Annotated in this window: 13 protein-coding genes; 7 read left to right on the forward strand and 6 right to left on the reverse strand. The window is 69.8% G+C overall.

The window, feature by feature from the left end; translation table 11 throughout:
* Window positions 1–16 precede the first annotated feature (16 nt).
* Both HD593_RS09505 and HD593_RS09510 read right to left on the reverse strand, forming a co-directional pair.
* Complete coding sequence (locus tag HD593_RS09505) at window positions 17–982, reverse strand: RNA polymerase sigma factor (RefSeq protein ID WP_221524687.1); 966 nt, start codon at window positions 980–982, stop codon at window positions 17–19.
* A 322-nt stretch (window positions 983–1,304) separates the two neighbouring features.
* On the reverse strand, window positions 1,305–1,943 hold the full coding sequence (locus HD593_RS09510; RefSeq protein WP_185101814.1) for a TetR/AcrR family transcriptional regulator: 639 nt from the start codon (window positions 1,941–1,943) through the stop codon (window positions 1,305–1,307).
* A gap of 373 nt (window positions 1,944–2,316) precedes the next feature.
* On the opposite strand from HD593_RS09510, the gene HD593_RS09515 reads away from it, so the two are divergent.
* Entirely contained in the window at window positions 2,317–2,787 is a 471-nt protein-coding gene (locus HD593_RS09515; RefSeq protein WP_312903411.1) for an HIT family protein, read from the forward strand.
* 200 nt (window positions 2,788–2,987) lie between these two features.
* Here the strand turns inward: HD593_RS09515 and HD593_RS09520 are convergent, their stop codons facing one another.
* Window positions 2,988–3,908: an AraC family transcriptional regulator gene (locus HD593_RS09520; protein ID WP_246546426.1), complete on the reverse strand. Its 921-nt coding sequence runs from the start codon at window positions 3,906–3,908 to the stop codon at window positions 2,988–2,990.
* A gap of 142 nt (window positions 3,909–4,050) precedes the next feature.
* Between HD593_RS09520 and HD593_RS09525 the strand changes: the two genes are divergently transcribed.
* Both HD593_RS09525 and HD593_RS09530 read left to right on the forward strand, forming a co-directional pair.
* On the forward strand, window positions 4,051–4,368 hold the full coding sequence (locus tag HD593_RS09525) for a putative quinol monooxygenase (protein ID WP_185101815.1): 318 nt from the start codon (window positions 4,051–4,053) through the stop codon (window positions 4,366–4,368).
* A 20-nt stretch (window positions 4,369–4,388) separates the two neighbouring features.
* A complete protein-coding gene (locus HD593_RS09530; protein ID WP_185101816.1) occupies window positions 4,389–5,345 on the forward strand; it encodes an alpha/beta hydrolase fold domain-containing protein in 957 nt (318 codons plus the stop codon).
* A 44-nt stretch (window positions 5,346–5,389) separates the two neighbouring features.
* Here the strand turns inward: HD593_RS09530 and HD593_RS09535 are convergent, their stop codons facing one another.
* Window positions 5,390–6,001 (reverse strand): hypothetical protein, encoded by a 612-nt coding sequence (locus HD593_RS09535; RefSeq protein WP_185101817.1) that lies wholly within the window; start codon window positions 5,999–6,001, stop codon window positions 5,390–5,392.
* A 420-nt stretch (window positions 6,002–6,421) separates the two neighbouring features.
* Between HD593_RS09535 and HD593_RS09540 the strand changes: the two genes are divergently transcribed.
* The 3 genes from HD593_RS09540 to HD593_RS09550 all read left to right on the forward strand — a co-directional run bounded on the left by HD593_RS09540 (window position 6,422) and on the right by HD593_RS09550 (window position 15,824).
* The gene (locus HD593_RS09540; RefSeq protein WP_221524689.1) at window positions 6,422–9,364 is read left to right on the forward strand and encodes an ATP-binding protein; all 2,943 of its coding nucleotides are present in this window, start codon (window positions 6,422–6,424) and stop codon (window positions 9,362–9,364) included.
* Between the two features lie 80 nt (window positions 9,365–9,444).
* On the forward strand, window positions 9,445–9,627 hold the full coding sequence (locus HD593_RS09545; RefSeq protein ID WP_185101819.1) for a hypothetical protein: 183 nt from the start codon (window positions 9,445–9,447) through the stop codon (window positions 9,625–9,627).
* 17 nt (window positions 9,628–9,644) lie between these two features.
* Entirely contained in the window at window positions 9,645–15,824 is a 6,180-nt protein-coding gene (locus tag HD593_RS09550; RefSeq protein ID WP_185101820.1) for a S8 family serine peptidase, read from the forward strand.
* An 861-nt stretch (window positions 15,825–16,685) separates the two neighbouring features.
* Here the strand turns inward: HD593_RS09550 and HD593_RS09555 are convergent.
* Window positions 16,686–17,501 (reverse strand): alpha/beta fold hydrolase, encoded by an 816-nt coding sequence (locus HD593_RS09555; protein WP_185101821.1) that lies wholly within the window; start codon window positions 17,499–17,501, stop codon window positions 16,686–16,688.
* 819 nt (window positions 17,502–18,320) lie between these two features.
* On the opposite strand from HD593_RS09555, the gene HD593_RS09560 reads away from it, so the two are divergent.
* The gene (locus HD593_RS09560) at window positions 18,321–18,794 is read left to right on the forward strand and encodes a hypothetical protein (RefSeq protein WP_221524690.1); all 474 of its coding nucleotides are present in this window, start codon (window positions 18,321–18,323) and stop codon (window positions 18,792–18,794) included.
* A gap of 190 nt (window positions 18,795–18,984) precedes the next feature.
* Here the strand turns inward: HD593_RS09560 and HD593_RS09565 are convergent, their stop codons facing one another.
* Window positions 18,985–19,983, reverse strand: a complete 999-nt coding sequence (locus HD593_RS09565) for a hypothetical protein (protein WP_185101822.1) — start codon at window positions 19,981–19,983, stop codon at window positions 18,985–18,987.
* Window positions 19,984–20,086 lie beyond the last annotated feature (103 nt).

Genomic DNA, 20,086 nt, shown 5'->3' on the forward strand with positions numbered 1-20,086 from the left:
GGAGGTGTGGCGTGTGTCACACGAGTTCGTGTGGCCAGACCTCTCGCAGTTCCGGCGGGACGGCGGTGCGTCTCAGCCTAGCCGGGTGGAACAGGCGCAGCTGGGCCACCCGGCCGCCGCGGAGCGTCATGATCCACGCGACCGACGGCGGGCAGTGGGCGGGGTTGTCGGCGGGGTTGAGGATGTCCATCTCCCAGACGGTCAGGGAGTGGCCGGCGGCCACGTTGATCGGTCGCTGGCGCACGCCGGCGGCGAGGTCGCCGTTCATGACGCGCTCCAGTATCGCGGCCCCGCCCATGCGGGTGGCCCCGCTCATCAGGGTGACGTCGGTGGACCAGCACTCCTTGAGCAGCTTGCCGAACTCCCCGGCCTCGGCGGCCGACAGGGTGTGGCGGGCCTCCTCCCAGCTGGCCTCCGTGCGCAGCCGGGTGTCGCTGTGGGTGGTGGCCGCCGTCGCGTCCAGGGCTTCGGCGAGCTTGGCGCGTGCCTGGTTCAGGCGACTGCGTACCGTGCCCACCGGGACGCCGCAGACCTGGGCGATGCGGTCGTATCCGGTCACGCCCTCGGTGAAGTGGCGCAGCACCAGCGGCAGCCGCAGCGCGGGCGAGAGCTCCTCGACGGCCGCCCACACCCAGTCGCGCATCGCGTGCCGTTCCAGCACGGCCGCCGGGTCGTCGCCGACGGGGGCGTGGGGTGCGGGCTCGGCGACCGGCTCGACCCGCTGGGAGGCTCGCAGCACGTCGCGGCAGCCGTTGCGGACGATCATCCGCAGCCACGGGCCGATCGCCCCAGGGTCCCGGACGCCGCCGATGCGGCGCAGGGCGGTGAGCGCCGCGTCCTGCAGGACGTCGTCCACGTCGGGGCCGGGGCCCAGGATGCTCAGTGCCACGGCGCGCATGCCGGCGCGGTGCCGTTCCAGCAGCAGCCCGAGGGCCGCGGCGTCGCCCGCCTGCGCGGCCCTGGTCAGCGGTGCGTCCTCCATGGCGTCCATCATGGCCGGCTCACCGCGTCCTCGAGCACCGGTACGGCGGTTCAGGAGGTCAGGATGCGGAGGACCTCGGGGGAGGGGGAGCCGGGGTTCGGCGGTGAGGACCATGAGGCGCTGACCGCTGCCGCCGGGGCTGTCCCACACGTCGCAGTCGAGGGCGAGCTCCCCGACGAGGGGAGCTCGCTGGTGCTTGGTGCCGTACCCACGGCACACGAGGTAGCGTCCCCAGTCCCACCGCTTCGGGGAGCTGGAACGGGCTGCCCGGGAGCCTCGGCCGGGAACCGAAATTCTGACCGGCGTGCTCGAAGCGAGAGTTCTACCCGCTGTCCGCGCTGCGCCCGTCGTCTCCGGAGCCCAGCTTCGAGACGAGGTCGGTGGCCTGGGGAGCGGGCACGCCCGACACGGTCAGGACGGCGACGGCGGCGGCGGGGCCGGCCGTGTCGGACGCCAGCAGGCCGTTGTTCACCGCGTCCATGAGGGCCATGAGCATCTGCTCGTGGAGGAACATCAGAGCCGGTGCCGACAGCGAGGATGTGAACAGGCCCTGATCGAGACCGCGTTGAAGCATCTCCAACGAGGCTTCGCGGACGGGGGCGAGACGCTCGCGGATGCCTTGCACGGTGACGCTGCGCTGGGCGAGCGCAAGCAGGAGCCGGTATCGGTCGGCGACCTGCCAGGCCGCGAGAGTCGCGCGGGCGAGTGACTCCGCCGGATCCGTCGCGCCTTCCATGCCCGACGCCCTGGCCGCCGCGACCATCTCCACGGCATCGTCAAGGATGGCGCTGACCAGTGCCTCGCGGGTCGGGAAATGCCCGTACACCGTGCGGCGGACGACGCCCGCCGCACGGGCGATCTGGTCCATCGACGCGTCTGGGTCGCGGAGCAGTTCAGCGAAGGCGACGTCGAGAATGCGGCGACGGTTGGCGGCGGCGCGGCTGGTGTCACGCGAAGGCATGCGCCCATTCTTCCCTCGCTTGGTGGTGCCCGATCCGCCGTCCAGCCTTCCGTGACCTTGCGCACCCCTGTGCAATCAAGTAAATTGCACACCACTGTGCAACTGCGCGCTGTCGTGCACGTTGTATTGAGTCTCAGGGAGAAGGCGCCCGCCCATGCATCTCGTCATGATCCCGTTTCACAGTTCCTGCACACCAGCACGCCGGACGATACCCGGACGGGCGCGACCTCGCGATTTGTCTGGGCACGCCCAGCGGACACCGCGGTGGACGGTTTGGCGGGACCGGTGGAGCCAACCCGCTCTCCAGTGAACTGAGCAAAGCCGAACCCGCTGCGCCAAGCAGAGTGTGCTCGGGCAGCCGTCCCGTTTTTGCGTGACCGTCAACGAAGATGTTCCCATCAGCAAGGAGAAGAAGATGGCCAGCGTATTTTCCCAGATCATCAACGGAGAGCTGCCGGGCCGTTTTGTCTGGAAGGACGTTGACGTGGTGTGCTTCTTGTCCATCGCGCCGCTCCGGCCAGGTCACACACTGGTCGTGCCGCGGCGTGAGTTCGACAGTTGGACGGAGCTGCCGGCTGAACTGCTGGGCCGGGTGATGAGTGTGGCTCAGGTGATCGGCCAAGGCGTCGAGCGCGCGTGGAGTGCGCCGCGATCGGGGCTGGCCATCGCGGGGTTCGAGGTGCCGCACTGCCACGTGCACGTCAGCCCGACCTGGAGCATGGACGACCTCGACTTCACAAAAGTCAAGCCGGTGAACGACCCGGTCGAGCTCGACGACGCCGCGGAGCAATTGCGGACCGCCCTGCGAGAGCTGGGCCACGGGAAGTTCGTGCCGGACGCATAAGCCCCGTAAGTGGATCTTCCGGTCCCTGCTTCCGGCGGCACTTGGGCTACTCACGGTCAACCGCGCGCCGGCGACTACGAATACGGTCTCCGGCATCTGACCGGTCAGCCGGTGGGGTTGCCGAGGGTGGGACGGCTGGTAATCAACAGCTGAACAGGCGACTCCACCAGTACACGACCCGGAGTCGCGCTGGTGGTCGCTCAAGGCGCCGCTCCTTCCTTCGCAGCCGCCGCGACCGGGGAGCCGGGGCGGGCGGCGTGGCTGGGTGGGTGGCCGTACTGGCGGCGGTACTCGCGGCTGAACTGCGACGGGCTGTCGTAGCCGACGCGGTGCGCGACGCCCGTGATGTCGCCGGGGCGGGCGGCCAGCAGGAGCCGGGCCTGCTGGAGGCGGAGCTGCTTCTGGAACTGGATGGGGCTCAGCGCCGTGACGGTCTGGAAGTGGCGGTGGAACGCCGACGGGCTCATGCCGGCCAGCCGCGCCAGGTCCTCCACGCGGAAGGGCTCGGCGTAGTGGTCCTGGATCCAGCGGACGGCCCTGGCGACGTGGCTGAGGCTGCTGCCGGCCAGGCCGAGCTGGCGTACGGAGGCGCCCTGCTCCCCGGTGAGCAGCCGCCACAGGATCTCGCGTTTGACCAGCGGCGCCAGCACCGCCTGGTCGCGGGGACTGTCCAGCAGGCGGACCAGGCGGGTGAGCGCGTCGAGGAGGTCGGCCGTCATGGTGGCGACGGCGAGGCCGGGCAGCGCTCCCGCCCGGGGGCGGGGCAGGTCGGCGGGGGCGGGGTGCAGGAGGAGGTCGGCGACGGCGCCCGGCTCCAGGGTAAGTGCCAGCCCGAGCGCGGGGCGTCCGGGTTCGACGTCGAAGAAGTGGCCGGTGACGGGGAGGTCGACGGAGGCCACGAGGTAGTCGCCGGGACGGTATTCGAGGACCCGGTCGCCCGCCGCGAGCCGTTTGGCGCCCTGGGCGAGGACCGCCAGCACGGTGCCGGTCATCGAGGGCGCGGGCGGCCCGGGCTGTTCGATCTGCGCGATGTAGAGGCCGTCGATGGCGGTGCTCTCCTGGGGCCGGACGTGCCGGGCCAGTGCCGCGCGGAGCTCGTCGAATCTCAGCGATTCCTCCATGGGCAGGATTATGCAAGAGCGGAGCAGGTTTGTTCTACCGTCACCCCAGTGTGAGGCGGTGAAATGGTGTTACCCCGATCGGCGAGGGATCACCGAAGAAGGGGGATCGTGCATGACCATCCTAAGGAAGAGGAACACTGCCGTGAAGGTCCGCTACGGGTTCAACGCCACCTTGACCGCCAAGCCCGGCCAGGGGGAGCAACTGGCCGGGCTGCTGCTGACCGGCCTGGACGAGGGCAGCCCGGCCGCGAGCGAGCACTGCGTGGTCTATCTCGTCTGCCGGTCGGCGTCCGACCCCGACGTCGTCCACGTGACCGAGGGCTGGACCAGCGAGGAGGAGCACCACCGGGTCTTCGCGGGCGAGGCCGCGCAGGCGCTGGTCACCCAGGTTCAGGAGCTGGTCGCCGCGGAGTCCCCGTACACCGACTACGTGCCGGTCGGCGGCAAGGCCGCGTTCTGAGATTCGAAAGGAACACGTTCATGTCATCCCTTGCCCGCCCCGCCCTCGACCCCGAGCTGAACGCCCTGCTCGCCGACGTGCCGCTCGTCCCGCGGATCACCCCGGAACTCCTCACCCAGCTGCGCGGCATGCCCTCGACGCCGGTCGAAGCCCTGCTGGAGGGCCGCGCCGTCGAGCGCCGCGAGGTCACCGTGCCCGCCCCTGACGGCGCCGGGATCCCGATGACGGTCCTCGCCCCGGCCGGCGCCGGTCCCGGTGCGCCGTGCGTGTACTGGATGCACGGCGGCGGCCTGATCATGGGGGACCGGTTCTCGCAGCTCGACATCCCCCTCGAATGGCTCGACCTGCTCGGCGCCGTCGTGGTCACCGTCGACTACCGGCTCGCGCCCGAGGCCGGCGGCGCCACCCCCGTCGAGGACTGCTACCGGGGCCTGCAGTGGATCGCCGGCCACGCCGGCGACCTCGGCATCGACCCCGGCCGCGTCGTCGTGGCCGGCGCCAGCGCCGGCGGCGGCCTGGCCGCGGGCGTCACGCTCATGGCCCGCGACCGCGGCACGCCGCCGATCGCCGCCCAGGTGCTGATCTGCCCCATGCTCGACCACCGCAACACCACCACCTCCAGCCGCCAGTACGCCGGCGAGCCCGGCGTGTGGACCCGCGAGAGCAACGAGTTCGCCTGGAACGCCGTACTCGGCGGCCTCGACGGCGACCGGGTTCCCGCCTACGTCTCGCCCGCCACCGCCGAGGACCTGTCGGGCCTGCCCGCCACCTACATCGACGCCGGGTCCGCCGAGGTCTTCCGCGACGAGGACGTGGACTACGCCACCCGCATCTGGGCCGCGGGCGGGCAGGCCGAGCTGCACGTCTGGGCGGGCGGCTTCCACGGCTTCGACGCCCTCTTCCCGCAGGCCGGGTTGTCGGCCGCCGCCCGCGAGACCCGTACCGGATGGCTCACCCGCACCCTGGACGCCGGATGAAGACCGCTTCCAAGAGCAGGCACCGCCGCCCCAGCGCACCGGGGTCAGGCGCGCGGCACGACCGGGGCCGGCAGGCCCACCCCGAACAGGCGGGCGCCCAGGGCGACCCTCTCGGCGCCCAGCGTGGAGGCGCGGATCTCGGGGACGCGCAGGCAGGTGAACACCGGGATTGAACTCCCGGTGTTTGGATGCGGATCATGGTTCTCGAGGAGCTGCGTGATCTGCTCGACCTGTGCGGTGCCAAGGCGTTCGCCCTTGGTGACCGTACGGGGGTCTTGATGACTCGGACGCCGGCGGCGGCCCTGGATCCGCCGGTGCCTCCGTCGTGGGTTCTCTCCGGCCAGCCGGATCGCCGGCTCACGCAGTTCGTTCGGGATCGGTGGACGTCCGGTCGCGTTCGGGTGCGTCCAGCGTTGGCTGACCATCCGGCGGTGCCAGGACAGCAAGGTGCCCGGTGTCACGATTCGATGGCGGCGAAGCCGCGCGGGTGGCAGTCGCGCCAGTGCGGCCGGCAGCGCCCGGTCGGCCCGGTCCGGTCGTGGTCGGGAGACTTGACGACGCAGGACGGCGACTTCATGGCGCAGCGCCAAGATCTCCACGTCCTTGGAGGTGTCGTCCCGCGTGAGTAGCGTCAACCTGCCGAACAACCGGACCATCCGCAGATCCAGCAGGCGTAGAAAACGAGTGCCGAGGATAGAAGGCCAGGCCAGATGCCATGGACGAGTTTGGCACGGCACAGGGCGCGTAGCACCGCCGGCAGTCCTCGGGCCAGCGCGGACAGCACCGCTCGGTCCGCCTACGACAGCCTCGGACGGCCAACCTGACGGCGGAGCACCGCGACCTCGTGCCGCAGTACGAGGATCTCCATATGGTCGCGTCGCTACGAGCCAGCAGGGGCAGCCAGCCCAGAATGCGGCAGATATCAAGGTCATTCGGCGTGATCGCCTCGGCGGGCTGATTCACGAATACGCGCAGGTCGCATGGGGCGGCCGAGCTCTCGGCACCCACAGGATCCCAACGGGCGGGTAGTTGCGGCCGAGCATCGAAAAGCGAGATCATCACGCATGCTCGACCCCTTGCCCGAGGACGACGGGACTTCACCGGCGGTTTCTACGCCGCATTTCGTGGGTCGTGATCGGGAGATGGCGGCGCTTCGGGTCGCCTTGGCCCGGCCGCCGGCGATCGTGCTGGTAGAGGGCGAGGCGGGGATCGGGAAGAGCCGGCTGCTGCGAGAGTGGTTGGCCGCGCCGGACCAGCGCACTGCCTTGGTCTCGGTGTGCCCACCGCTTCGCGAGTCGCTGACGTTGGGGCCGATCGTCGACGCGTTCCGTGGGATCGGCCGCCCGGTGTCGCGATTGCGGCTCACCGAGCTCGCGGGTGCGTTACGGCCCCTGTTCCCTGAATGGTCCTCGGACCTGCCGCCCGCATTGCCGCCTTTGGACGATGCGAAGGCGGCACGGCATCGCCTGTTCCGCGCCCTGGACGAGCTGCTGCGGGCTCTGCGGGTCGACGTTCTCGTGCTCGAGGACGCTCACTGGGCCGACGAGGTGACCTTGGAGTTCCTGCTGTTCGTCGCCTCCCGGCAGCAATCGGACGGGCCAAGCCTCGTGATCTCCTATCGGCCGGAGGAGGTGGACGCCGGATCGCTGTTGCTGCGGCTGACGTCCCGGTTGCCTGCCGGCGTGACCCAGCTGAGGATCGCCCTGGCGCCGATGCGACCCGACGACACGGCGGCGCTGGTGTCCTCGATGCTGGACGGCAACCCGATATCGCAGGAGTTCACGACGTTCATGCACGAGCGGACCGGTGGCGTTCCTCTGGTGCTGGAGGAGTCGGTTCGCCTCATGTGCGACCGTGCCGACCTCGTCTTCCGCGACGGGCAGTGGGTCCGGCTGAAGCTGCGCAAGCTACAGGTGCCGCCGACGGTGCGCGACTCCACCCGGGAGCGGGTGGGCCGTCTGTCGCCGACGGCGCAGCAGGTGTTGCGAGCCGCGGCTACGTTGGCTGAGCGGTCATCGGTGGCCACGATCGCGATGACCGCCGGTCTGTCACCGGCTGTGTGCCGAGGCGCCATCGCGGAGGCGGCCGACGCCGGCCTCCTGGACGGAGACGGCCGCGGCCAGTGGCGATTCCGGCATGTGCTGGCCGCCACGGCTGTCTACGAAGCGATCCAGCTGACCGACCGCAGGCACTTCCACCTGCTGGCCGGCCGGGCCTTGGAGGACATCCATCCGCCGCCTGTCGCACGCCTTGCCCACCACTTCCGTGAGGCGGGCGAGACGCGGTCCTGGGCCCGGTACGCCGAGCAGGGTGCCGAGTTGGCCATGGCCTCGGGTGACCACACCAAGGCGGTCGACTTGCTGGTCGATCTGTTCTCGTGGTCCGAGCTGGCGCCGGCGGATCGGGCACGGGTCGCGCGCATCGCCGGAGTAGCCGCACTGGGCCGTCGCGAACCGGTCGACGAGGTCTACCACCGCGTGATCCGTACCTTGCGCTCGGTGCTGGAGACCCCCGGTCTCTCCGCCCGCCAGCAGGCGGAGATCCGAAACCCCCTGGGTCGGCTCCTGATCATCGGGGGTGAGGCGCAGGCCGCACTCAGCGAGCTCGAGCAAGCGGTGGCCAACCTCGACCATGACCCGGTCGAGGCGGCTCGGGCCATGACCTATCTGGGATGGGCCTATGCGGGACCGTGGCCGGCGTCGACCCATCGGCGCTGGCTGGATCGCGCCGCCGAGCTCACCGCCGAAGTCGATTCTCCCGCAGAGCGGCTGAATCTGGCCGGCAACCGAGCCGCTGCGTTGCTCATGCTCGGCGAAGAGGAGGCCTGGGACGTCGTCGCTGACCTGCCCATCGACGGCGCGGCCTCGGCGGAGCGTCTCGACGTGGCCCGCATCCACGTGAATGTCGGGACCGGCGCGCTGATCTGGGGTCGGTACGCCGACGCGGAAGAACACCTCGCCGTGGCCATGCGCCTTGCCGAGGCCGAGCAGGCGTCCCGGCTGCAACACAACGTCCGGCTCGAACAGGCCAACCTGGCGTGGTTCACCGGCCGCTGGGAGGGTCTCGCGGAGAGGAGCGCGGCACTCGCCGATGCCGACCGAGACCGGCCGGCGTACTACCTCGGCAGCATTCGCCTCGCGGCCCGGCTGGCAGCCGCAGCCGGACGGCGGCGCGCCGCGGGGGAGCAGTTCCGGCTGGTCCTTGAGGAGTCTGCCCGTCTCGGCGCAGCCGACGACACGATGGAGGCCGCCGCTGCGCTGGCCAGACTGTGGCTGACGGACGGTAACAGCGGCCGGGCGCTGCAGATCACGGACGAGCCGATGGGCACAGTCCAGAGAAAGGGCATCTGGGTCTGGGCGGCGGACCTCGTCCCCGCCCGGATCGAGGCGTACCTCGTCGCGGGCGACCTGAAGGCCGCGACACGCCTGAGTGACCAGTTCGCCAGAGGACTGCGTGGCCGTACAGCGCCTGCGCCCCGCGCCGCCCTCACCGTATGCCGCGCTCTGCTGCTCGCCGCGGCCGGAGACCACGCCCGCGCGGCGAGGGCGTACGACCGGGCGGCACGCGCCTGGGACGCGTTGCCGCGCCCCTACGACGCCATGCTCGCCCGCGAGCGTCAAGCCGAGGCGCTCATGGCGCAAGGCCAGATCGAACAGGGCCGAGAGCTGCTGGCCGCACAGTACGAACAACTGTTCAGGCTCGGAGCCCGCGGCGATGCGGACCGGGTCGCACAGCGGCTTCGCGAACACGGCGCCGAGGTTCCGCGATTGTGGCGCGGCGGCCGACGGGGGTACGGCGACCGGCTCTCACCTCGTGAGCTCGACGTGGTCCGGCTGGTCGTCGCCGGCAAGACGAACCGGGAGATCAGCCGGATTCTGGCCAAGTCACCGGCCACGGTGGATCAGCAGCTGCGTGCGGCGATGCGCAAGCTGAAGGTGAGTTCCCGGACCGCGCTCGCGGTCAAGGCGGTAGAGGCCGGAGTGTTCGCAGAAGAGGATTCCCTCGACGACCCGTCGTGAAAATTGACGTATCCGCCGGATAGCGAAGGTCGCTCGTCACCCCGAGCATGACTTCATGATCCATGGCTTTAGGGCAGTGCATGCCTGAGCGACCTATCGCGCGTGACGACTCCGTCATCGAGCACCAGCAACCACTTGAGCTGTCGTGCGAGCCACGCGTCAGCACTCCCGACGCCCCTGGTGCCCCCGACGCCCCCGACGCCCGGGATGCCGGCGATGCCGACGACGACGACGAGAGCCACGACCCCTACCAACCCCTGTAGGCCGGAGGACCCCCCACGTGAGACTGAAAGCCCTCGTCGCTTCGCTGACCGTAGCGGTCGGCCTGAGCATGATCCCGCCATTACCGGCGTCGGCCGCTGAGCCGGATCCCGGTGCGCCCGCCGGCAAGATCGCGTCAGACCTGAAGGGCCGCTTCCGCACGGAGCCGGTCTCCGACTTCTGGATCACGTTCGACACCAAGGCCGACCTCGCGCCGGCGAAGAAGATCGCCGACTGGGCCGCTCGCGGTCAGTTCGTCTACGACGCGCTGAAGGCCTCGGCCAAGGCCTCCGCGGCGTCCGTCTCCGCCCAGCTCGACGCGGCGGGCGTGAAGTACACCTCCTACCCGCTCGTCAACGCCGTGCTCGTCAAGGGCGGCACGCAGGAGCTCGCGCTCGACGTCGCCTCGGTCGGGCAGGTCGCCGAGATCCAGGCGTCGCCACAGGTCGCGCTGGTCGAGCCCGTGGACGAGAAGACGCCGCCCGACCAGGCCGTCCGCCCCTCCACCACCGCCGAGGACGGCACCGTCTCGTGGGGTCTGGACGCCATTCACGCCCCCCAGGCCTGGGCCATGGGGGCCACCGGTGCGGGCATCACCGTGTCCAACCTCGACTCGGGCGTTCAGTTCGACCACCCCGCCCTGATGCACCAGTACCGCGGCACGAAGCCCGACGGCACCGTCGACCACAACTACAACTGGATGGGCACCCGGGGTACGTGCACCGGCGTACCGTGCGACGACGACGGACACGGCACGCACACCATGGGCACCATGGTCGGCGACGACGGCACCAACCACGTTGGCGTCGCCCCGGACGCGAAGTGGATCGCGACGAACGGCTGCTGCGACAGCACCGGCGTCGAGTCGCTGCTCAAGTCCGGCTGGTGGTTGCTCGCCCCGACCGACGTCAACGGGAACAACCCCGACCCGTCCAAGCGCCCCCACGTCATCAACAACTCGTGGGGCCAGAACGCCGAGCACAACTTCGACGACTTCTTCAAGGCCATCGACGAGGCCTGGAGCGCCGCGGGCATTTTCAGCGTCTGGTCATCGGGCAACACCACGCCGTACGCGGCCTGCGACACCGTCTCCTCGCCCGGCTCCGCCGAGAGTGCCTACTCGGTCGGCGCCTACGCGTCGGACGGCAAGCTCGCGTTATTCTCCCGCAAGGGCGAGGGTGAAGGTGGCCGGATCAAGCCCGAGATCTCCGCTCCGGGCGTCGCCGTCCGTTCGTCCTACCTGAACGGCGGTTACACCGAGATGTCCGGCACATCGATGGCGGCTCCCCACGTCGCCGGGGCCGTCGCCGGCCTGTGGAGCTACGACCCGACCCTCATCGGGCAGGTCGAGGAGACCCGCCGCCTGCTGGCCGAGTCGGCCGTCGACGTCGACGACACCGAGTGCGGCGGCACCGCCGACCTCAACAACAAGTACGGGGAAGGCCGGCTCGACCTCGTCCGCCTGCTCGAGCTCGCACCCCGGCAGGGCGGCACCCTCACCGGTGTCGTCACCGCCGACGGCGACCCGGTCCCCGCCGCCGACGTGACGATCAGCGGACCGTTCAGCCGGTCCGTCGGGACCGACAAGGACGGCCGGTTCACGGTAAATCTCCCGGTCGGCGACTACCAGATCAGCACCAAGGTCTTCGGGTACCTGACGGCGACCGCGAGCGCCACGATCACCCTCGGCCAGAACACCTCGGTCGAGGTTCCCCTCACCGCCGCCGCGCGCCACGACATCAGCGGCAGGGTCATCGACGACAAGAAGCAGCCCGTCCCGAACGCCGAGGTCTCCGTCAAGGACACGCCGCTGGACGCCGTGCGCACGGACGCCAACGGCGCGTTCACGATCGCCGGTGTGCCGGAGGGCCAGTACGGGCTCGCCGTCACGCCCAACGCCTGCTTCTCGCCGACGCTCGTCCCGCTGACCGTCGGTGCCGAGAACAAGCCGCTGGAGATCCCGATCGGGCTCGTCGTCGACAAGGGCGGCTACAGCTGCTCCGTCTCCGAGGGGGAGTACCTGCGCGGCACCGACCCGGTCGCGTTCACGAGCGGCGTGTGGGCGACGGTGAACCTGCCGTTCCCGATCGCGCTCTACAACGGCAGCCACGACACCCTCGGAATCAGCCTGCGCGGCGTGATCTCCCCGGACACCTCCACCGGACCCGGCACCGGCGGTGCGGGCGTCTTCCCGTTCTCCGTCCCGTCCCCCGTCGAGTTCGCCCCCGGCGGGGGAGTCTTCACGGCGGCCACCAAGGTCGACGGCGAGGACGCGTTCGTCATCGAGTTCCGCAACGCCAAGATCTGGGCCTACCCGATCCGGTCCGAGTACACGGAGCCGGTCAACTTCTCGGCCACGCTCACCCGCTCGGGCAAGGTGATCTTCGGGTACGGCGACGGCATCGGGACCGACGACCCGGTGACCGGCGGGGCCCGCACCATCACCGGCATCCAGGGCTGGGCCGGTGTGGACGGCATCCGGTACTCCGACAACGTCCCGGTGCTCCACGACGGGATGATCGTCACCTACGATCTTCCGGACTGGGGATACCTCGACGCGACCGTCGTCGACAAGAACGACGGGCTGCCGGTGTCCGGGGCCAAGGTCTCGCTCTCCGACGAGAACGGCCTCGTCGAGAGCGTCACGACCAACGGGACGGGCATCGTGCATCGCCAGCTGCCGGTCGCCGGCTACACGATGACCGTCGAGGCGCCGAACTACGTGACGGGGTCGTACGACTTCACCCTCGACAAGCTCTACGCGAAGGCGACGGTCGACGCGCGCCTCACCACGGGCGCCGCCGGCCTGAAGGTGAGCGGCCTCGACGCCGTGATGGGAACCGACCAGAACGGTGTGGGCTCGCTGACGCTGACCAACAACGGTTCCGCCCCGCTCACGTACGACCTGGGCGAGGCCGCGCGCCACCCCGAGCTCGACGCCGCCGGCGCCACCACGCGCACCGGGACGGGTGCGGACAGCACGATCGACCTCACCGCGTGGAAGGCCGGTGCGAGCGGCATGAAGCCGTCGAACGTCGACGGCAAGGCCGCGACGGCGAGCGCCGCGGAAGCACAGGCGGCCGACAAGGTCGGCACGACCTCCGGCGGCGACGTCATCACCCGCATCGAGATCCCGGGCACGATCGCGGAGAAGGAGCCCTCCGGCATCGGGTACGACGGCGACGTCTGGGTCCACGACTACAACGCGCGGACCAACACCGCCTACGCCGTGACGGGCAAGCGGACCGGCAAGGTCTTCGACGCCTCGTGGAACCCCAAGTACCGGGCGTTCGACATGGCGCTCGACACCAAGACCGGTGACATGTGCCAGATGGAGGACAGCCCGGCCAGCTACATCCACTGCTTCGACCGGGAGACCGGAAAGGAAACCCGGCAGATCAAGGGTGACTGGTCCACGCTGCAGCTGACCGGACTCGCCTACAACCCGGCCGAGGACGTGTTCTACGTCGGCGGCCGGGCGAACGGCCTGATCGGAACCGTCGCCGGGACGTCGCACGACAACGCGGGTGCGCTGCTGTCCTTCTGCGCCCCGCCGCTGCCCGAGGTGATGGGCCTGGCCTACAACCAGGCCTCCGACACCATCTGGTACACCGACCTCACCTCGAACAGGCCCACCCGCCTGCTGCAGGTCGACCCCGACGACTGCTCGCTCGTCAACGCGTGGTGGTTCCCGGGTCAGAAGGCGGGCCAGGGTGGTGGCCTCGAGACCGACTCGACCGGGGCGCTGTGGGCGGCGGACCAGATCGCCGATGACGTCGTGCTGGTCGATGTCGAGGACGACCTGCTCACCGACCTGCCCTGGCTGTCGCTCTCCTCGACCGGCGGCACCCTGGCCCCGGGCGAGTCGGCGACGGTCAAGGTCTCGATCTCCTCGAAGGACGCCGACCCGGGCACTCTCGGCGCGAACATCGTCGTGTTGTCCGACTCCGGACGGCAGCCCAAGACCTACGTCCCGGTGACGCTCACGACCACGAAGTACCAGGTCGGCGTCAACGCCGGCGGCCCCTCGCTCACCGACGCCGCCGGCTTCACCTGGTCTGGCGACCAGGCGGCCGGTGACGGGGCGTGGGGCTACGCCGGGAAGGGCAAGACGATCTCCGCGAGCGCCGCGATCGAGGGCACCGAGGACGACGCCCTGTTCCAGTCCCAGCGCACCACGCCGGGCAAGGACCTGGTCTACAGGTTCCCCGACGCGCCGAAGGGCACCTACGCCGTCGACCTCGGGTTCGCGGAGATCGAGCGGGTGAACCGGGGCAAGCGGGTGTTCGACGTCCTCGTCGACGGCGAGCTGACGCAGTACGCCTACGACGTCGTGGGAGCCGTCGGCCCGAACGCCGCCGACTGGCACACCGCCGTCGTGCAGCACGACGGCGGTCCGCTGACCGTGGAGCTGCGGGGCGGGAAGGGCCTGCGGGCCCCGAGCATCGCGGCGCTGCGCGTGACGCTCGATCCGCGCGGAGACGAGGCGGAGCCGGAGCCCCAGCCCGAGCAGCCGGAGCCGGGCCCCGTGCCGGTGGCCCCCGCCGGTCGCTCGTACTCGATGAAGGTGACCGACGGGCTCTACCGCCAGGGCACGGAGGATTCCGGGTGGCACGGCGATGACGTCTGCGGCGTGCTGTGGTTCGACTCCAGCTTCCTGTTCCCGTTCTACGACACGGCCTGGGACGGCGTGTGTGTGACGACGAACGGCGCGCTGATCTTCGACCGGGCCAGCGCCTTGGGGAGCAACACGGCGCTGCCGTCGCGATACGCGTTCGACGCGATCTATCCGTTCTGGGACGACCTGGTCGTCGACGACCAGGCGGGCATCTACTTCGGCACCACCGAGGTGGACGGCCTGGCCGCTGAGGTCATCGAGTGGCGCAACGCCACCTTCGACAGCGACAGGGCGGCCCGGGTGAGCTTCTCGGTCACCCTGATCGCGGACGGCCGCATCCAGATCGGGTACGGCGACGGCATCGGCGGCGACAACCCCCTCACCCGCGGGTCGTCGGCAACGGTCGGCCTGGAGAGCCTGACGCGCAACCCCGCGAGCCAGTACTCCTTCAACCAGCCCATCCTGACGGCCGGTCTCGGGCTGGAGTACACCCTCCCGGCTGCGGGCACGATCGAGGGCACGGTCACCGACGCGAACGACGGCAAGCCGATCGCGGGCGCGATCGTCACGCTCAGGGGGCCGAACGGTGAACGGGTCATCATCGCCGACGAGAAGGGCCGGTGGAAGGCCCAGGCGCTGGTCGGCGAGAACACCGTGCAGGTCTGGGCGCCGAACTATGTCACGGCCAGCCACCCCGTGACCATCGCCAAGAAGGATCAGGCCGAGGTGGTCGACGCGAAGTTGACCACGGGCGTCGCAACCGTCACGGGAGGTGACCTCGACTGGCTCCTCGGCCCGGACCAGAAGGCGACCGCCGACGTGACCGTGACCAACACCGGCTCCGCCCCGCTCGAGGTGCGGCTCAGCGAGCAGAAACGCACCAGCGACGGCGGGCACGAGGCCGCCGACCTTCCGTGGCTGACCCTCACGGGCGCGGCCGCGGCCGGCACGGTCAAGCTCGCGGCCGGCGAGTCCACCACGGTCACGGCAACGGCCGACAACACTGCCGTCGAGCCCGGCGTGCTCGTCGGGGACGTGCTCGTGGCGTCGAACGCCGGCAAGGGCGAAGCCCAGCTCAGGCCGGTCCGCCTGGCGACCTCGGCCTACTGGAGGGGCGTCGACGCGGGCGGGTCCGGGCACGTCGGTGCCGACGGCTTCGTCTGGTCACCCGACCAGGAACTCGGCTCGCGGCCGTGGGGCTACGTCGGCGGCAGGGCGCGTGCCACCAAGGCCGACATCGGCGGCACGGAGGACGACGACCTGTTCCGCACCCAGCGGACCGGCGAGACGTTCGCCTACGTGTTCAAGAACGCGCCCGCCGGGACTTACCGAATCGGCCTCGACTTTGCGGAGATCGAGAATGTCAAGGCCGGCAAGCGTGCCTTCGATGTTGTGGTCGACGGCAAAGCCCTGCTCCACGACCACGACGTGCAGGCGAGGGCGGGTGCGCTGACCGCGGACGTGAACACGGTCACCGTCGAGCACGCCGGTGGCGATCTGAAGGTCGAGTTTCGCCGCGAGACCGGCGAGCGCGACCCGATCCTCAATGCCCTGAAGGTCCAGGAGGACCCGCGCCTATGAGCTAGCCGACCAATCCGTCAGCAGTGGTCAGAGCCTCCTCGGAAAGGATCGCCGTGGAGGCTCTGACCACGACTACCGAGTTTGCGGCTTCCGGCCGTACTCGCGCACTTGGTGGCAAAGAATCCGAGTTCCCCGTCAGTGGCGGCGCGCCAGACGACGAAGCGCGTTGCCCGCCACTGTGCCTGCCGATAATTGCGTCCGCCCAGTTCACGGCCGCGTGGGCAAGCGCCGCCAGCTCTACGCCATGTACCGGCCGCCGGCCGACTCCACGCTGGGGCGAGATCTAGCCAAGGTGACCTACCGCGTCACGGTCGCCTCCGAGGAGGGCCATCGCAATGTGCCCGATCCCGGCTTGTGGAGCCGGCTTGTGAGTGCTCCTGTCCTCGTCGGTGGCACGCTGGCAGCCACCGGCCTGCCGACATGCGACCTGAGCGCTCCACGATGATGGCCATCGGCGCCTCACCGGGAACATTGCGGATGGTCGTGGCCGGCCAGGCTCTCTACATCGCCGGGCTCGGCGCGTTGGTGGGACTGCCCGTTCTGGCGACTGCGGCGGCGCTGATCGCCAGAACCAGACTGCTTCTTGCCCCCGGCTCCTGTCACACCGGATCCTGGTCTGATCGCGACTATCGCAGGGTTCGGGGGACGGTCCAGCGCATCACCCAAGAGGACCCCGCCGATCAGAAGACAGAGGTTTCATTTTGTTGGTCTCCACGGGCAGCGCTTGTAGGTGAGCTCTGACAGTGGTTGGAGATCAACACGAGGCGAAATGTTGGTGAGAAATGACAGCGCCCGCTCCGCCGTGATCACGCGGAAGCGGGCGCTGGATGGTCTTCAGCCGTGGTGGGAGGGAGCCGACGATTACGGGGTCGGACGGTGGCCGGAGCTCAGGTGGCCGAGGATGAGGCGCGCCACTTCGCGCGGAGCCTCCAGGTGCATGTCGTGGCCGGTGGTCAGGTCGGCGAGGGAGAGCAGCGGAGTATGCGCGGCGGCTGTCTTGAGTTCGCGAGCAAAGCCGCGGACGTAGGCGTCGAAGGCCACCGAGACGGCCGGGGGCAACATCGCACTCAGGTCCGAGCCGCTGGAGGAGACGACGAGAAGGGGACAGCGGGCCGCCCGGTAGACGGCGATGAGGTCGAGCGCGTCCATCTGCGCGATGAAGTGGGTCATCTCCGGATCGCCCGCCGTCTGTTCGGCGAGGAACGCGCGCATCGTGTGCTCGGCGCCGACCGGGTCGACTCCGTCGAAGGGCCCCGTGGGATTGGTATGCCCGTCCAGATTGACCGCGAGCGGGCACTCGGGATGCTCTGAGGCCCACAGGGCGGCGACGATGCCGCCCAGCGAGTGCCCGGCCACTGCCGGATGCTCCATGCCGTGGTCGTTGATCGCCTGCTCCACGGACTCGACGGCTCCGGCCCAAGACCACGAGCCCAGATCCGGCAAGTCGACCGCCACCGTGCGTAACCCCGCTGCCTCCAGCAGCGGCGCAGCGAGCCGCCAGTCCGTGGACCTCCGCCCACCGCCGGGCAACAGAAGAATCTCCGTCATCGTGGCACTCTCCCGGCCCGGCGGCCGCCACTGCAACCCAATTCCGCCCCTCGGCTGCTGCAGGCCGATCAGGCGAGCGGGCACCGAGTAGCGGTTGGTGCGCACCGTGATCTGGCTGTCGCGGTCCACCCGCGGCGATGTCACCGAAGTCGACCTCTGCCTCGACACCCGGGCGATGCGACTGGGTGATGCACGCCTCCACCGGACCGCGGGCCGCCTCGATCCGGATCTCCGGGCGGCGCTGTGCGACATAGGCGCGAACCATCTGACACGACACCTCCACCGCGTCGTGCTCGCTCAGCAGGCGGTCGAAGATCCGCTTGGTGGTGTGGCGTTGCTTGCGTGGCGCGTCCAGGGCGGATGGCCGCGTACAGCTCGATCTTCGACATGCGAGGCACGACGGCTCCCTTACGGGCTGCAGCACCTCGATACTCTTACCGCAACCAATCGGACGCTGTCATTTCTCATCGACACACCCGAGCGCTCACGACCCCCGCTGTCACGGCTGACCTACAAACGCTGTCGCAACTCGCCTACAGAACCAGAGGTTGTTGCTGAACCCCGCAGCCGAGTGGACGATCTAGGTTCTCGGAAAGCGCGACCGCAGTCTCTAACCGCTGAAGGGGTAGGCGTGAGGCGCTTTGCGACCTCGCGCCATGCCGGTGGCGTGCCGCCCTCACGCGTGGCGACTGCCTCGGGTGATGGTGATCAGCACGAGAGAGCTCGAGACGACGCGCATCGATGACTGTGATGGGGACGGTCTGGCCCGCCGATGGGCGCACTTCCAACGACGAGATCGAGCGGCAGGCCACCGCCATGGCTACCGCGTCCGCCGAGCACGTCGGCGGGTTCGCCCGCGAGTCTGGCGAACAGAACTCGGGCCGACATGGTCGAATCTGTCCCCCGCCCCTTCGTCTTCAGGATATGAGCCCTCATGAAGGAGTAGCCATGTCCTCGGCAACCCTGCCGCCGGCACGTAACCTCCCCCAGCGACGAGCCGACACCCTTGACCGTCTGAGCAGCGGATTCCAAATGTGGCTGGCCACCGGAAGCGACGGTCACGGGGCACATCTGATTCCAGTCGCCTACGTCTGGAACGGCTCGGCCTTGACTACCGCGACCTTCCGCCGCAGTCGCACGGTCTCGAACCTGCGGGCGAGGCCAACGGCGCGGCTGGCGATCGGGGACACCGCCGACGTCGTCCTGATCGATGCCTACACGATTCTGCTCGACGTACCCAACATCGACGTCGCCTCAGCCGAGGCGTACGCAGAGGTATCGACGGACCCACGCAACGCCCCGGACATGTTCCTGTACATCCGCCTCGTCCCCAAGCGGATACTCGCGTGGAATTCTCTGGCAGAGTTCAGCGGCCGTACCCTCATGCTCAACGGCTCCTGGCTTGATGCCCCCGTTGACTGAAGCTTAGAGGTCGCCCCCGTAGGCCTGATCGTTTCCCGCTTGCCAACCATCGATACCCGGGGCCAGCTCGTGGACAAGTGGGCTGCATCCTTGCCTGTAGACGACCCTTCACATCTCGCCTGAGCGGTTGCCGGCGGTGCTCGCCGAGGCCCACCGGGCGCCGGCACCGCGATCAGCTTCTGCTGCGGCCTCACGTCGCGACGAGCAGCGGCATCTGCCCGTTTGCGTCGTCCTTGCGGCGCAGGTGGTAGGAGACGGTGGCGGTGGCCAGCGCGGCGCCCCAGATCGGCCAGAAGCACTCCGGCAGCCAGGCACCCCATTCGGACACGGCGAACCGGCCTGCGATCGTCCACCGAATGTAGGTCAGCCCGGCCACAGTAACGATGATCGAGACGAATGCGGCCGGGATGACCGCCAGCAGGGGCGGTACCCGCCTGCCGCGCAGGCCGGGAATCCAGCGTGGAAAGATCTCCCCCCACCGCTGAGTCAGCCCAAGGGTGAGCACGCCGCCGAATGCGCCGAAGGTCGCCAGATAGGCGCCCGCCAGCCACAGGCCGTCCTCGCCTTCGGCCAGGAACTCCGGGCTCACGCCGAGCGGGATGCCCAGCGCCCACGCCCACCGGGTGGCGCAGTACACCAGAGGCACCACGACGGCCACGTACACGGCTGTGCGCCCCCGCTGCGGGGTGAACCAGCGCGTACGGACCTGACTACGGCCATACGCCAGCGCCGCGGCGCCCAGCAGCAGTCCGCCCAGCACGCAGACGAGCTGATTCAGGACGGGCCATGGCCAGGCATCGGCGAAAGTGGCGCCCCCCAGGCTCCAGCCGAAGACCGGCGCCACCAGCAGCAGCGGCGTGTAGGCGACGCCCATCATCAGCCGCGAGTCCGGAACAACCAGGACCAGGATGACGGCGATCGGCCAGGCCAGGAACAACGGAGTACGACGATCGCTCCTGCGGGTAAGTGCCAGCGCCGTCACTGCGGTGAGCAGGCTGAATGTGGCAATCCACCAGCCGAAGCGGGGCGTCGTCCCGGCCAGGACCGACAGCGCCCCGTCCGGGTCCGGGTCTGAAGCGCCCCAGGGGAAGCCGGGCAGCCCGAGCGCCCACGCTGAGCCGAGCACGCCATAGGCCAGCGCCCACAGCGCCGCCGCGTAGCCTCGCCAGGCAGAAGTGATGGGTTTCATGTGATCAGCGTCGCCGGGTGACAGCCCTGCGGACCAGATGCCGTTCGGCACCTCCGGCCGCCGGCAAAGGTGCCGAACGGCACCTGCGGCCGGATTTCAGTAT

The sequence above is a fragment of the Nonomuraea rubra genome (genome assembly GCF_014207985.1).
GTDB lineage: Bacteria > Actinomycetota > Actinomycetes > Streptosporangiales > Streptosporangiaceae > Nonomuraea > Nonomuraea rubra.

What these genes read in the sequence shown, in the direction of transcription:
- HD593_RS09560 (WP_221524690.1), top strand. Translation starts at nt 18,321, where the DNA reads ATGTCCTCGGCAACCCTGCCGCCGGCACGTAACCTCCCCCAGCGACGA.
- HD593_RS09510 (WP_185101814.1), bottom strand. Translation starts at nt 1,943, where the DNA reads ATGCCTTCGCGTGACACCAGCCGCGCCGCCGCCAACCGTCGCCGCATT.
- HD593_RS09545 (WP_185101819.1), top strand. Translation starts at nt 9,445, where the DNA reads ATGCCTGAGCGACCTATCGCGCGTGACGACTCCGTCATCGAGCACCAG.
- HD593_RS09520 (WP_246546426.1), bottom strand. Translation starts at nt 3,908, where the DNA reads ATGGAGGAATCGCTGAGATTCGACGAGCTCCGCGCGGCACTGGCCCGG.
- HD593_RS09535 (WP_185101817.1), bottom strand. Translation starts at nt 6,001, where the DNA reads ATGGTCCGGTTGTTCGGCAGGTTGACGCTACTCACGCGGGACGACACC.
- HD593_RS09505 (WP_221524687.1), bottom strand. Translation starts at nt 982, where the DNA reads ATGGAGGACGCACCGCTGACCAGGGCCGCGCAGGCGGGCGACGCCGCG.
- HD593_RS09530 (WP_185101816.1), top strand. Translation starts at nt 4,389, where the DNA reads ATGTCATCCCTTGCCCGCCCCGCCCTCGACCCCGAGCTGAACGCCCTG.
- HD593_RS09565 (WP_185101822.1), bottom strand. Translation starts at nt 19,983, where the DNA reads ATGAAACCCATCACTTCTGCCTGGCGAGGCTACGCGGCGGCGCTGTGG.